We start from the raw sequence: 12,946 nt of genomic DNA, 5'->3' as shown, positions 1-12,946 counted from the left end.
CCCGACCATTTTCGGACTAGCCGATTTACCCCTGATCAGCGTGATCGAATTGCTCAGCGGGCTGGTGCTACTGATTGCCGGCGCCGAACTGATGGTGCGCGCCGCCGTGCGCCTGGCCGCACGCCTGCACGTACGCCCACTGATCATCGGCCTGACCATCGTCGCCCTCGGCAGCAGCGCACCGCAGATGGCGGTCAGCCTGCAAGCCACCTTGGCGCACAACGCCGACATTGCCGTCGGCAGCGTGATCGGCAGCAGTATCTTCAACATCCTCGTCACCCTCGGGTTTTCCGCCCTGATCATTCCGTTGCGGGTTTCCCGACAGCTAGTGCGCCTGGACATCCCGCTGATGATCGGCGCCAGCCTGTTGGTGTTCTTCCTGGCGTGGAATGAAGAGCTGACCCGTGCCGACGGCGTCATGTTGCTGGTGGCACTGCTGCTGTACCTGGCCTTGTTGCTGCGCCAGTCGCGGCATTCGGTACGTCCGGTATCAAGCCATGACCACAGCGGCCAAGCACCCTGGCTGCGCAGCCTGTTGATGATCCTCGCCGGCCTGGCGATGCTGGTGTACGCCGGGCATCTGCTGCTGGGAGCGGCGGTCGCGGTCGCCACCGACCTGGGGCTGTCGGAGCGGATCATCGGCCTGACCGTCGTCGCCGTTGGCACTTCGCTCCCGGAACTGGCCACTTCGCTGATCGCCGCGTTGCGCGGCGAACGGGAAATTGCCGTGGGCAACGTGATCGGCAGCAATCTGTTCAACCTGTTGGGCGTTCTGGGCCTGACGGCGCTGATTGCACCCTCGCCCTTGTCGGTATCGCCCAACGCGCTGGATTTCGACCTGCCGGTGATGCTTGGCGTCGCGGCGTTGTGCCTGCCGGTATTCTATTCCGGTTACCGGGTGACCCGCGCCGAGGGCCTGGTGTTTCTCGGCCTGTACCTGGCTTACGGCCTGCACGTGGTGTCGTTCACCACCGGCATGCCGCTGGCCGGCAAGCTTGAACACCTGATGCTGTTTTTCGTCCTGCCGGCACTACTGGCGTACTTGTTGTTCACGTCATTGCGCGCCTGGCGTCGCCAACACCACAAGAGGGAATTGCCATGACCGAGAATAAAAAAGCCGGCGTCGAAGTACGTCGCCAAGTGATGGGCGACTCCTTCGTCGACCGCGCCCTGGACAATGCCACCGAGTTCACCCAACCGCTGCAGGATTTCGTCAACGATCATGCCTGGGGCGGCGTGTGGAATCGCGAAGGCCTGCCGTTGAAAACCCGCAGCCTGATTACCCTGGCCGCGTTGACCGCGCTGAAGTGCCCACAGGAATTGAAAGGTCACGTACGCGGCGCGCTGAACAACGGCTGCACCGTGGAGGAGATTCGCGAGGCACTGCTGCACTGCGCGGTGTATGCGGGTGTGCCGGCAGCGATAGATGCGTTTCGCGCGGCGCAGGAAGTGATTGAGCAACACCAGTAACCCTTACCGTTTAAAACTTGGTTCGATGGGGACCGTGATTGATTTCGCCGTCCCGTCGAATGCATTCGATTGCCAGAAATCCGACTAACGCTTACTTATAACGACACTTTCCATTACATATATTCCGAAAAACAACACTTCCAAAAAAACTTCCAATTTCAATGACACGAAGACAATATTTTCCGGCCGCAAAAATAATTTCGCGATAACAATCATAAAAAAATTGAAACAAGCGAGACTAGTCCAATGCGATCCACCCTTCGTGTCATTCTACCAAACATGTTAGTAATTCTTGGATTGGCAAGCTTCAGTGCACAAGCCGAAACATTGGTCGATACATGCGCTCCCCCCCAACGATTTCAGCGAAATACTGAACTGCTATAAAAACCAGGAAGCAAGCAAACCATTACTCTACTTCGCAAAAGGCTCCGAGACCTTTCCTGGCGTAGTGAAGCGCAGCTTTGACCTGTCATCTCAACAGTGGTCGCCTGAAGGACTGGTCAGCCCGGAACAATGGAAACATAGTGTCGATATTTATATCCCGCACAACGCCCTTCATGGACAGGCATTACTGGTCGCCAACAACGGAACCAACATACCCGCCGGCAACAAGGCTAAATCTGAACCTACAGATTTCACTCAAGCCATGGCCCTGGAAGTTGCACGCCAAACTAATACAATCGTCATTTCGCTCAGCGACATCCCCAATCAATATCTCACTTACGCCGATGACGGAGTTCCCCGCACAGAAGACTCAAGTGTCGCCCATAGTTGGAAGTTGTTTCTCGAAAGTCCTGAAACGCGCCCCTACATGGTGGCTCATGTACCGATGATGGCATCCTTGGTCAAGGCGATGGACCTTGCCCAGAAAGAACTGAAGCCATGGAAAGTTGAACGATTTATTGCCAGTGGGGTGTCGAAACGCGCCTGGGCAGCTTGGCTGGCCGCTATTGCCGATGAGCGCGTCAACGCCGTCGTGCCATTTGTCTGATGGACTCGGCACAGCCAAAGTGTTCGAACATACCTTTCAAACCTATGGCAAAAACTGGCCGCTGGCCTTCTATGACTATTACAGCGAAGGGGTGCTCCGTCTGCGCCACACCGAAAACTTCGAGAAACTGCTGAAAATCGTCGACCCCCTGGCTTATCTGGACAGCGCCTATGCCGAGCGCTTGGCCATTGCGAAATACGTCGTCAACGCCAGCAGTGACGACTTTTTCACCCCTGACAATTCGGATATCTATTTCGATCGACTGCCTGGGCCGAAGAGCCTGCGGGTTGCCCCCAATTCCAGCCACAACGGCATCAGGCAATTCGTTGAAAGCTCACTGATTCCTGTAGTCAATCGGTGGCAGCAAGATCGCCCGTTACCCTCCGTGACGACAAGCGCAACAACCCATGGAACGGGCAAAGCCGTTTCGCTGCACTTTACCGAGGCGCCGGTTCAGGTGACTCAATGGACGGCCGTGAACCCGATGGCGCGGGACTTCCGGGATGCTTGCGGAATTCGTTATCAGCCACGGCATGTCACCCCTTCCACCCCAATGCATGCACAGATACAGATAGAGACACCCGAACAGGGCTGGACAGCAACATTTGTCGAGGCGACCTTCGCCGATGGTTTTGTCGTCACCACACCGGTACAGGTCCTGCCTGATCGCTACCCGACCGCAGCACCTCCAGAGACCGGGCCACTGTGCAAAACCCTGCCCGAGATGGCCAGCCGCTAGATCCACCCACCCCACTGCAACAAAAAGATCCCGATGTTGGTGGTCACCGCCGCCATCAGCGTGGTGATAACAATGATCGCCGCCGCCAGTTCATGATTGCCGTCCGCCGCCCGGGCCATGACAAAACTGGCGGCGGCGGTCGGGCTGCCGAAGTACAAAAACAGAATCCCCAACTCAGCACCGCGAAAACCCCAGAGCCACGCGCCGAGCGTCGCCAGGATCGGCAGGCCGAGCATTTTCACCAGGCTTGAACTGAGCGCCATCGAGCCACTTTTGCGCATGGCCGCCAGCGACAGCGTGCCGCCAATGCAGATCAACGCCAACGGCAAAGTGGTTTGCGCCAGATACTGGCCGGAGGTCTCCAGCCATCCCGGCAGGCTGATCTTGAAATAGGCAAAGGGTGCCGCCGTAATCACGCTGATGATCAGCGGATTGACCATCACGCTTTTGCAGATGCTCCACGGATCGGACTTGATCACCGGGCTGTAGACCGCCAGCACGATGGTCGACAGCGTGTTGTAGAACAGGATCACCAGCGCGGCCAGAATCGCCCCCAGGGAAATCCCGTAGTCGCCGTACATGCTCGCAGCCAGCGCCAGGCCGATCACGCCGTTGTTGCCGCGAAACGCCCCCTGGGTGTAAATCCCCCGGTCTTCGCGCGGGCACCTGAAGATCGCCCAGCCCCAGGCAATGGCAAAGCACACCAGGGTGGCGACGGAGAAGTAGATCAGCAGTGCCGGTTGCAACGCGGCATGCAGGTCGGCATGCAGGATGCCCAGGAACAGCAGCGCCGGCATGGTGACGTTGAACACCAGGGACGAGGCGGTATGGATGAAGTTGTCGTTGATCCAGTCGATGCGCTTGAGCAACACCCCCAGAAACAGCATGGCAAACACCGGTGCGGTGATGTTCAGGGTTTCGAGGAAAATTGCCAGCATGCCGGTGGGAACCTTGGGGTGGGCGTCGTTAGGGGGCTAATGATAAGCCACTGAGGACGTTGGCGTCTGGTAGATCGCCTTCGCGAGCAAGCCCGCTCCCACATTTGATCGCATTCCTTCAGGCTGCATGCGGTCGAATGTGGGAGCGGGCTTGCTCGCGAAGCAGGCGACGCGGTCCTACGTGATCGGCGCCGGGTTGAACAAGGTGATGTCGTTATGCAGCTTGTGCTTTTCAGCCCACGTCTGCTGCTTGCCGCTGGCCACATCCAGGTAGTAGTGGAACAGCTCCCAGCCAAGCTCCTCGATGGAAGCGCGACCGGTGGCAATGCGCCCGGCGTCGATGTCGATCAGGTCCGGCCAGCGCTGCGCCAGTTCGGTCCGGGTCGACACTTTCACCACCGGTGCCATGGCCAGTCCATAAGGCGTACCGCGCCCCGTGGTGAACACATGCAGGTTCATCCCCGCCGCCAGTTGCAAGGTACCGCAGACAAAGTCACTGGCCGGGGTCGCGCAGAAGATCAGGCCTTTTTCCTTGAAACGCTCGCCAGGGCCGAGCACCCCGCTGATCGCACTGCTGCCGGACTTGACGATCGAGCCCAGGGACTTCTCGACAATGTTCGACAACCCGCCCTTCTTGTTACCCGGCGTGGTGTTGGCACTGCGGTCCGCCTCACCCTTGGCCAGGTAACGGTCGTACCAGTCCATTTCCCGCACCAGTTCCTGCGCGACTGCCTCGGTTTTAGCGCGGGAGGTCAGCAGGTAGATCGCATCGCGAACCTCAGTCACTTCGGAGAACATCACCGTCGCACCGGCACGCAGTAACAGGTCCGAGGCATAACCCAGGGCCGGGTTGGCGGTGATCCCGGAAAACGCATCACTGCCACCACATTGCATGCCGAGGATCAGCTCCGACGCCGGTACGGTTTCCCGACGGCGTTGATCAAGCTTCTTCAGACGGATTTCCGCCAGCTCCATGATCTGTTCGATCATCTCGGTAAATCCGTGACTGGAATCCTGCAGGCGATACAGCCACGGCTCGCTCAAGTCCACCGAGGCATCGTCCTCGTGCATCACTTGCCCGGCCTGCAATTTCTCGCAGCCAAGGCTGATCACCAAGGCTTCGCCTCCCAGGTTCGGGTTGCGCGCCAGGTTGCGCACGGTGCGGATCGGGATATAGGCGTCAGTCGCGGTGATTGCCACGCCACAGCCGTAGCTGTGGGTCAGCGCCACTACGTCATCGACGTGTGGGTACTTGGGCAACAGCTCGTCCTTGATGCGCTTGACCGCATGATCCAGTACACCCGTTACGCACTGCACCGTGGTCGTGATGCCCAGAATGTTACGCGTGCCGACCGTACCGTCGGCGTTGCGATAACCCTCGAACGTATAACCTTCCAGCGGTGCCTGCGCGGCCGGCACTTCGGTGGACAGCGGCAGGCTGTCCAGCGGCGGCGCGGTCGGCATGCGCAGTTGATCTTCCTTGACCCAACTGCCACGGGGAATCGGCTGCAGGGCGTAGCCGATCACCTGCCCGTAACGAATCACCTGGCCACCCTCGGGAATGCCTACAAGGGTGGCCTTGTGGCTCTGTGGCACGAAGTCCACGGTGACCAGGCCATCCGGGAACTCGGTTCCGGCCGGCACACCCTGGTCATTGACCACGATCACCACATTGTCCCGCTCGTGCAGGCGGATGTAACGCGGCGAGTCGGAATGTTCAATCAACTGCATGACGCCGCTCCTCAGGAATGCGCTTGTGACAATTTACCGGATGCTTCAGGACCGTTTACCGGCGGCTCCTTGAGCACCACTCGCTTGATCGGACCGACGATGACCAGGTAGCTGAACACTGCGACCAGTGCGTTGCAACCGACAAACACCAGCGCCCATTTGAACGAGCCGGTGGAGCTGATGATGTAGCCAATCACGATCGGAGTGGTGATCGAGGCCAGGTTACCGAAGGTGTTGAACAGGCCACCGCTCAAACCAGCGATCTGCTTCGGTGAAGTATCGGACACCACGGCCCAACCCAATGCACCCACGCCTTTGCCGAAGAACGCCAGGGCCATGAAGCCCACGACCATCCATTCAACGTCTACGTAGTTGCAGGCAACGATGCTGCTGGACACCAGCAGGCCGGCGATGATCGGCGCCTTGCGGGCGAAGGTCAGGGAATGGCCCTTGCGCAGCAGGTAGTCGGAAATCACGCCGCCGAGCACACCGCCGATGAAGCCGCAGATCGCCGGCAACGAGGCAATGAAACCGGCCTTGAGGATGGTCATGCCGCGTTCCTGCACCAGGTACACCGGGAACCAGGTCAGGAAGAAGTAGGTGATGCCGTTGATGCAGTACTGGCCCAGATACACACCGAGCATCATGCGATTGGTCAGCAACTGGCGGATATAGTCCCATTTCGGACCGTCGGCCTTTTTGCCTTTGCCCTTGTCCTGGTCCATGTCGACCATGCCGCCATTGTCGGCAATGTGCTTGAACTCGGCGTCGTTGATCATCGGGTGTTGGCGCGGGCTGTAGATAACCTTCAGCCAGATGCCGGAGAAGATGATGCCGATCACGCCCATGACGATGAACACGTGCTGCCAGCCGAAGCTGTAGACGATCCAGCCCATCAGCGGTGCAAACAACACGGTGGCAAAGTACTGCGCCGAGTTGAAGATCGCCGAAGCGGTGCCGCGTTCGGCAGTGGGGAACCAGGCCGCGACGATGCGTGCGTTGCCCGGGAAGGACGGCGCTTCGGCCAGCCCCACCAGAAAGCGCAGCATGAACAGCGCAACCACCGCCGTGGACATGCCGAACTCGCCGACATAACCCTGCAACACGGTGAACAGGGACCAGGTGAAGATGCTCAGTGCATAGATTTTTTTCGAACCGAAACGGTCCAGCAGCCAGCCACCGGGAATTTGCCCGGCCACGTAGGCCCAACCAAATGCGGAGAAGATATAGCCGAGGGTAACCGCATCGATGCCAAGGTCCTTTTGCAGGCTGGAGCCCGCGATGGCGATAGTGGCGCGGTCGGCGTAGTTGATCGTGGTCACCAGAAACAGCATGAGCAGGATCAAATAGCGGACGTGAGTCGGCTTCTTGGACGATTGCATGTAGATGTACTCCCACTGATTATTTTTATGCGGGGTGAATCTTTGGTTCTTCTGTGGGAGCGAGCCTGCTCGCGATGGAGGTCAACGATGACGCGGGGCATTAGGGTTAACGCCGCGACCTCAAGACCTTCGTGAGCAATCGAACGTCGACCGGCTGCTCCTACAGGGGTATTGCGTTACGAGCCGATGTAGCTGGTCTTCACGACCGTGTAGAACTCTTGTGCATAGCGACCTTGCTCACGTGATCCATAGGATGAACCTTTACGCCCACCGAACGGAACGTGGTAATCCACACCGGCGGTCGGCAGGTTGACCATCACCATCCCGGCCTGGGAGTGGCGCTTGAAGTGGTTGGCATACTTCAACGAAGTGGTGGCGATGCCCGCCGACAGACCGAACTCGGTGTCGTTGGCCATGGCCAGCGCAGCTTCGTAATCGGCGACGCGGACGATGTTGGCCACCGGGCCGAAGATCTCTTCACGGCTGATACGCATCGACGCTTCGCTGTCGGCGAACAGGGTTGGCGCGAGGAAGTAACCCTCGGTGTCGCAGGTCACCAGACCACCGCCACTGACCAGGCGCGCACCTTCGGACTGGCCAATGTCGATGTACTTCATGTCCTGTTCAAGCTGCGCTTGCGAAACCACTGGACCGATATCGGTACCGGTTTTCAACGCGTGGCCAACCTTGATCGACTTCATGCGCTCGGCCATGGCTTCGACAAACTGGTCGTGAATCCCGGCGGTGACGATAAAGCGGCTCGACGCCGTGCAACGCTGGCCGGTGGAGTAGAACGCGCTCTGTACCGACAACTCGACCGCTTGCTTGAGGTCGGCGTCGTCGAGAATGATCTGCGGGTTCTTGCCGCCCATTTCCAGCTGCACCTTGGCCTGGCGCGAGACGCAGCTGACGGCGATCTGCCGACCTACGCCCACGGAACCGGTGAAGCTGATGCCATCGACTTTCGGGCTATGCACCAGCGCATCGCCAACCACACGACCGCTGCCCATCACCAGGTTGAACACACCGGCCGGGAAGCCAGCGCGGGAGATGATTTCCGCCAGGGCCCAGGCACAACCCGGCACCAGGTCCGCAGGCTTGAGCACGACGCAGTTGCCGTAGGCCAGGGCCGGGGCGATTTTCCATGCCGGGATGGCAATCGGGAAGTTCCACGGGGTGATCAGACCGACCACGCCCAACGCTTCGCGGGTGACTTCTACATTGACGCCCGGACGCACCGACGGCAGGTAGTCGCCGAACAGGCGCAGGCATTCACCGGCGAAGAATTTGAAGATATTGCCGGCGCGGGTCACTTCGCCGATGGCTTCGGGCAGGGTCTTGCCCTCTTCCCGGGCCAGCAGGGTGCCGAGCTCTTCGCGACGGGCGAGGATTTCAGTGCCGACTTTATCCAGGGAGTCGTGACGCGCCTGGATGCCGGAAGTGGACCACGCCGGGAATGCGGCACGGGCGGCGTCGATGGCGGCGTTGACCTGGGCCAGGTCAGCCTTGGCGTAATCGCCGATGGCATCGGTCAGTTCGGACGGGTTGATGTTGGTGGAGTAATCGCCACCGGCAACCCACTCACCGTTGATGTAGTTGTCGTAACGCTTTGCATTTGCCACGGGACTGCCCTCGAAACAAAAAGATTTCACGCAAAAGGCCGCTGACTCAGCGGCCCCGTTAAATCGAAGTGTTACTGCGCGCCCTGCTTGTCGATCAGCGCGGCGAGCATTTCGTACTCTTCGCCGGTCAGGTCGGTCAGCGGTGCACGTACGGGACCGGCGTCGTAACCGGCAATTTTTGCCCCGGCCTTGACGATGCTCACGGCATAACCCGCCTTGCGGTTACGAATGTCCAGGTACGGCAGGAAGAAGTCGTCGATGATCTTGCCAACGGTGGCGTGATCTTCGCGAGCGATGGCATGGTAGAAGTCCATCGCGGTTTTCGGGATGAAGTTGAACACCGCCGAGGAGTAGACCGGCACGCCCAGGGCCTTGTAGGCCGCAGCGTAGACTTCGGCGGTCGGCAAGCCACCCAGGTAGCTGAAGCGATCACCGAGGCGGCGACGGATCGACACCATCAACTCGATATCGCCCAGGCCATCCTTGTAGCCGATCAAGTTAGGGCAGCGCTCGGCCAGACGTTCCAGCAACGGTGCGTTCAGGCGGCAAACGTTGCGGTTGTAGACCACCACGCCGATGTTGACCGACTTGCACACCGCTTCAACGTGGGCGGCAACGCCGTCCTGGCTGGCTTCGGTCAGGTAGTGCGGCAGCAGCAACAGGCCTTTGGCGCCCAGACGCTCGGCTTCCTGGGCGTATTCGATGGCTTGACGGGTCGAACCGCCGACGCCGGCCAGGATTGGCACGCTGGTGGCGCAAGTGTCGACGGCAGTCTTGATGATTTCCGAGTATTCACTGGCCGCCAGAGAGAAAAACTCACCGGTACCGCCTGCGGCGAACAAAGCCGAGGCGCCGTATGGGGCCAGCCATTCAAGACGCTTGATGTAACCAGCGCGATTGAAATCGCCCTGGGCATTGAAATCGGTGACCGGGAAAGACAGCAGACCGGAAGAGAGGATGGACTTCAGTTCTTGTGGATTCATTATTCGAACACCCTGGGTAGCGACGTTTGTGTGTGAGAAACCGTTCAGCCTTCGCCGAAGTTGTAGGTCATCGTACAACTTAAAATATAACCGTCAACTGCATTTCATCGTCAGGGGTAAAAATTGTTCGACAAGAAGGCGTGGACGCCAGTGGTTATGGGCGTTTCAGCGTTGGAAGAAGAAATGGGATGCACAGCATGGGGAGATACGTTGTCGGAAGATCATTGAGCGATTGCCGAGAATGAGGCGTGCTTTGCGGGCGCCATCGCGAGCAGGCTCGCTCCCACAGGGGGATCGCCTGCGCACACGAAAACCTGTGAGCATTTGCAATCAATTGTGGAAGCGAGCCTGCTCGCGATGACAGCTTACCGGGCGATGACTCGCCGAAGCAGCAAGACTAACCGCGCTGCGCCTCAGCCTCTTCATGGGCATGACGCAGCCGCTCGCGGCTGTTGGTCAGGTGCAGGCGCATGGCAGCGCGCGCCGCGTCGGAGTCCTGGCGGGCGATGGCGTCGTAGATCTCTTCGTGCTCGCGGCTCAGGCGGTTCATGTAGTGCTGCTGATCGTCATGGGCCAACCGAGCAGAGTTCAGGCGGGTGCGCGGAATGATGCTGGTGCCCAGGTGAGTCATGATGTCGGTGAAATAGCGGTTGCCGGTCGCCAGGGCGATCTGCAGGTGGAACTGGAAGTCCGAGGCCACGGCATCGCTGGCATGGGAAACACTTTCATTCAGTGCATCCAACGCCGCCCTCATTAAACCAAGCTGCTCGGGGCTGCGACGTTGCGCGGCGAGACCGGCGGACTCCACCTCCAGGCTGATGCGTAGCTCGAGAATCGCCAGCACGTCTCGCAGGGTGACCACGGTCGCCGGGTCAATACGGAAACCGCTCGGGCTCGGGGTGTCGAGCACGAAGGTGCCGATGCCATGACGGGTTTCCACTTGCCCGGCCGCCTGCAAACGGGAAATCGCTTCACGCACCACCGTACGGCTGACGCCATGGGCATCCATGATCGCCGACTCGGTGGGTAACTTGTCGCCACGCTTCAAGTGACCGTCGCGGATCTGCTCGGACAGCACCGTCACCAGTTCCTGAGCGAGGCTGCGGCGCTTGCGAGGGAGGCGTGGTGCGGCGTTCGGGTTTTCCATGGTGAACATCTGTCTCGAAAGATTCGGCTGCTGAATCCGCATCATAGCGCAACGCGGTTGTACGATCACCTTGTAGGAGCTGGCTTGCCAGCGATGGCCATAACGCGGTTTTCTGTTGAACTGCGTTATCGTTCATCGCTGGCAAGCCAGCTCCCAAAGAGCTCGTGGTGTTTATGCGGTCACGGCCTGGTCCACCAATCGCCCGTTCTCGATACGAACGTGCCGCGGGTGGAAACGCTTGAGGCTGCTGCGATGGCCGACACTGACAATGCTCAGCCCCGGCAACTCATCGATCAGTGCCTGGTACAGCGACGCCTCGTCTTCTTCATCCATCGCCGAAGTCGCTTCGTCCATGTACAGCCATTGCGGTGCAAAAAGCAGCGCGCGGGCAAAGGCCAGGCGCTGCTGCTCGCCCGGCGAGAGCATGCGCTGCCAGTGATTGGCTTCGTCGAGACGCGCCACCAGGTGCGGCAAACGGCAGGTTTCCAGGACGTGCACGTAGCGCTCGTTCGGGTAAGTATCGCCCGCCTGTGGATAACTCAACGCTTCGCGCAACGTGCCAATCGGTAGATAAGGCTTTTGCGGCAGGAACAGATAGCGCGCCGCCGGCAGCCGGATACTGCCGTGCCCGGCTGGCCACAGGTGTCCCATCGCCCGCAGCAAGGTCGACTTGCCGCTGCCGGAACGACCACTGAGCATGACGCGCTCGCCCTCTTCCACGGTCATGTCGGCATTGGTCAACAGGTGGCGACCGTCGGCCAGGTCGAGGCCGAGGTTGTGCACCTTCAAGGCAGCACCCGAGTTCTGCACGTCAATGGCTGGTGCACGTTGCTCGTTGTCGGACATGGCCTGGCGGAAGCTGAGCAGACGATCACAGGTGGCGCGCCACGAAGCGAGGCTCTGGTAGGCGGTGATAAACCAGCTGAAGGCATCCTGGACATTGCCGAACGCCGAGCTGATCTGCATCAGTTCACCCAGTTCGATCTTGCCGGCGAGGTAACGCGGCGCGGCCACCATGAAGGGGAAGATGATGGCGGCCTGCTCGTAACCGGACGTGAAGAAGGTCAGGCGCTTGGACACCTTCATGATGTCCCAGAAGTTGTGCCAGACCATTGAGAAGCGATGGGTCAAGCGGCGGTTCTCGTTGGGCTCGCCGTTGTACAGCGCGATGCTTTCGGCATTCTCGCGAACCCGTACCATGGAGAATCGCAGGTCGGCTTCGAAGCGTTGTTGCCGGTTGTTCAGGCCGATCAGGCGGCGACCGATCATGTGCGTCAACCAGCTACCCACCACGGCGTAGACCAGCACGCACCAGAACATGTAGCCGGGAATGGTCACACCGAACACCTCGATGCTGCCCGACACACCCCAGAGGATGATCGAGAACGACACCAGGCTGACGATATTGCGCAGCAGTCCAACGCCCAGGCTCAAGGTGTCGGAGGTGAAATTATTGAGGTCTTCGGAAATCCGCTGGTCCGGGTTATCGGTGTAGCCCCCCTGCTCCAGCTGGTAGTAGTTCTTGTTGCCCAGCCAACGGGCGAAATGCTTTTCGGTGAGCCACGCCCGCCAGCGAATCGTCAGCATCTGCGTCAGGTAAAGCCGGTACACCGCACCGACAATCGCCACTGCCGCAATCGCGCAGAAATACAGGATCAGTCGCCAGAATGCCTCCTCGTCCTTTTGCTGCAGGGCGTTGTAGAAATCCTTGTACCAGGTGTTGAACCACACCGAGATGCCCACGCTCATCAGCGACAGCGCAATCACGGCAATCAGCAATGTCCAGGCCTTTACCTTTTCTTCGCTCTGCCAATATGGCGTGATCATGGCCCAGACTTTTCGGAAAAAATGCCCGCGCACAGCATCATTGACCGCGCAATATTCAGCGTTCTGATTCATGGATAAGGCTCGATAAGAAAAAGTACATGCACGAACCGATCATA

At 59.5% G+C, this 12,946-nt stretch carries 11 protein-coding genes; 4 read left to right on the top strand and 7 right to left on the bottom strand.

Annotation, left to right across the window (positions count from 1 at the left end):
* Positions 1-40: 40 nt before the first annotated feature.
* The 4 genes from BKX96_RS00625 (at position 41) to BKX96_RS33030 (ending at position 3,200) form a co-directional block, all read left to right on the top strand.
* Positions 41-1,102, top strand: a complete 1,062-nt coding sequence (locus tag BKX96_RS00625; protein WP_046820571.1) for a calcium/sodium antiporter — start codon at positions 41-43, stop codon at positions 1,100-1,102.
* On the top strand, positions 1,099-1,470 hold the full coding sequence (locus BKX96_RS00620) for a carboxymuconolactone decarboxylase family protein (protein ID WP_046820572.1): 372 nt from the start codon (positions 1,099-1,101) through the stop codon (positions 1,468-1,470). Before BKX96_RS00625 ends, BKX96_RS00620 begins: the two co-directional genes overlap by 4 nt.
* Before the next feature lie 292 nt (positions 1,471-1,762).
* Positions 1,763-2,461 (top strand): PhoPQ-activated protein PqaA family protein, encoded by a 699-nt coding sequence (locus BKX96_RS33035; protein WP_256721359.1) that lies wholly within the window; start codon positions 1,763-1,765, stop codon positions 2,459-2,461.
* Entirely contained in the window at positions 2,427-3,200 is a 774-nt protein-coding gene (locus BKX96_RS33030) for a PhoPQ-activated protein PqaA family protein (RefSeq protein WP_256721358.1), read from the top strand. Before BKX96_RS33035 ends, BKX96_RS33030 begins: the two co-directional genes overlap by 35 nt.
* On the opposite strand, the gene BKX96_RS00610 is transcribed toward BKX96_RS33030, so the two are convergent.
* The 7 genes from BKX96_RS00610 to BKX96_RS00580 all read right to left on the bottom strand — a co-directional run bounded on the left by BKX96_RS00610 (position 3,197) and on the right by BKX96_RS00580 (position 12,902).
* Positions 3,197-4,138 carry an AEC family transporter gene (locus tag BKX96_RS00610; protein ID WP_046820574.1) on the bottom strand — a complete coding sequence of 314 codons (942 nt, stop codon included), beginning with the start codon at positions 4,136-4,138 and terminating at the stop codon, positions 3,197-3,199. The genes BKX96_RS33030 and BKX96_RS00610 overlap by 4 nt on opposite strands.
* A 177-nt stretch (positions 4,139-4,315) precedes the next feature.
* On the bottom strand, positions 4,316-5,869 hold the full coding sequence (gene garD / locus BKX96_RS00605; RefSeq protein ID WP_077182436.1) for a galactarate dehydratase: 1,554 nt from the start codon (positions 5,867-5,869) through the stop codon (positions 4,316-4,318).
* Between the two features lie 11 nt (positions 5,870-5,880).
* The gene (locus BKX96_RS00600; protein ID WP_046820576.1) at positions 5,881-7,251 is read right to left on the bottom strand and encodes an MFS transporter; all 1,371 of its coding nucleotides are present in this window, start codon (positions 7,249-7,251) and stop codon (positions 5,881-5,883) included.
* Between the two features lie 176 nt (positions 7,252-7,427).
* Positions 7,428-8,873 (bottom strand): aldehyde dehydrogenase family protein, encoded by a 1,446-nt coding sequence (locus BKX96_RS00595; RefSeq protein ID WP_077182435.1) that lies wholly within the window; start codon positions 8,871-8,873, stop codon positions 7,428-7,430.
* Between the two features lie 71 nt (positions 8,874-8,944).
* Complete coding sequence (gene kdgD, locus BKX96_RS00590; protein WP_020796617.1) at positions 8,945-9,856, bottom strand: 5-dehydro-4-deoxyglucarate dehydratase; 912 nt, start codon at positions 9,854-9,856, stop codon at positions 8,945-8,947.
* A gap of 397 nt (positions 9,857-10,253) precedes the next feature.
* Complete coding sequence (locus tag BKX96_RS00585; protein WP_046820683.1) at positions 10,254-11,003, bottom strand: FadR/GntR family transcriptional regulator; 750 nt, start codon at positions 11,001-11,003, stop codon at positions 10,254-10,256.
* Positions 11,004-11,174: 171 nt separating this feature from the next.
* Positions 11,175-12,902: an ABC transporter ATP-binding protein/permease gene (locus BKX96_RS00580; RefSeq protein ID WP_046820578.1), complete on the bottom strand. Its 1,728-nt coding sequence runs from the start codon at positions 12,900-12,902 to the stop codon at positions 11,175-11,177.
* Between the last annotated feature and the right edge of the window lie 44 nt (positions 12,903-12,946).

Source organism: Pseudomonas putida, from assembly GCF_001976065.1.
Taxonomy (GTDB): domain Bacteria; phylum Pseudomonadota; class Gammaproteobacteria; order Pseudomonadales; family Pseudomonadaceae; genus Aquipseudomonas; species Aquipseudomonas serbica.
The sequence above is the reverse complement of the archived record's forward strand: the minus strand, read 5'-3'. Positions and strand labels throughout refer to the sequence as shown.

Excerpts from the sequence above, each read along its gene's own strand:
- BKX96_RS00610 (WP_046820574.1), bottom strand. The coding sequence starts at position 4,138 with ATGCTGGCAATTTTCCTCGAAACCCTGAACATCACCGCACCGGTGTTT.
- BKX96_RS00620 (WP_046820572.1), top strand. The coding sequence starts at position 1,099 with ATGACCGAGAATAAAAAAGCCGGCGTCGAAGTACGTCGCCAAGTGATG.
- kdgD (WP_020796617.1), bottom strand. The coding sequence starts at position 9,856 with ATGAATCCACAAGAACTGAAGTCCATCCTCTCTTCCGGTCTGCTGTCT.
- garD (WP_077182436.1), bottom strand. The coding sequence starts at position 5,869 with ATGCAGTTGATTGAACATTCCGACTCGCCGCGTTACATCCGCCTGCAC.
- BKX96_RS00600 (WP_046820576.1), bottom strand. The coding sequence starts at position 7,251 with ATGCAATCGTCCAAGAAGCCGACTCACGTCCGCTATTTGATCCTGCTC.
- BKX96_RS00580 (WP_046820578.1), bottom strand. The coding sequence starts at position 12,902 with ATGAATCAGAACGCTGAATATTGCGCGGTCAATGATGCTGTGCGCGGG.
- BKX96_RS00585 (WP_046820683.1), bottom strand. The coding sequence starts at position 11,003 with ATGGAAAACCCGAACGCCGCACCACGCCTCCCTCGCAAGCGCCGCAGC.
- BKX96_RS33030 (WP_256721358.1), top strand. The coding sequence starts at position 2,427 with ATGAGCGCGTCAACGCCGTCGTGCCATTTGTCTGATGGACTCGGCACA.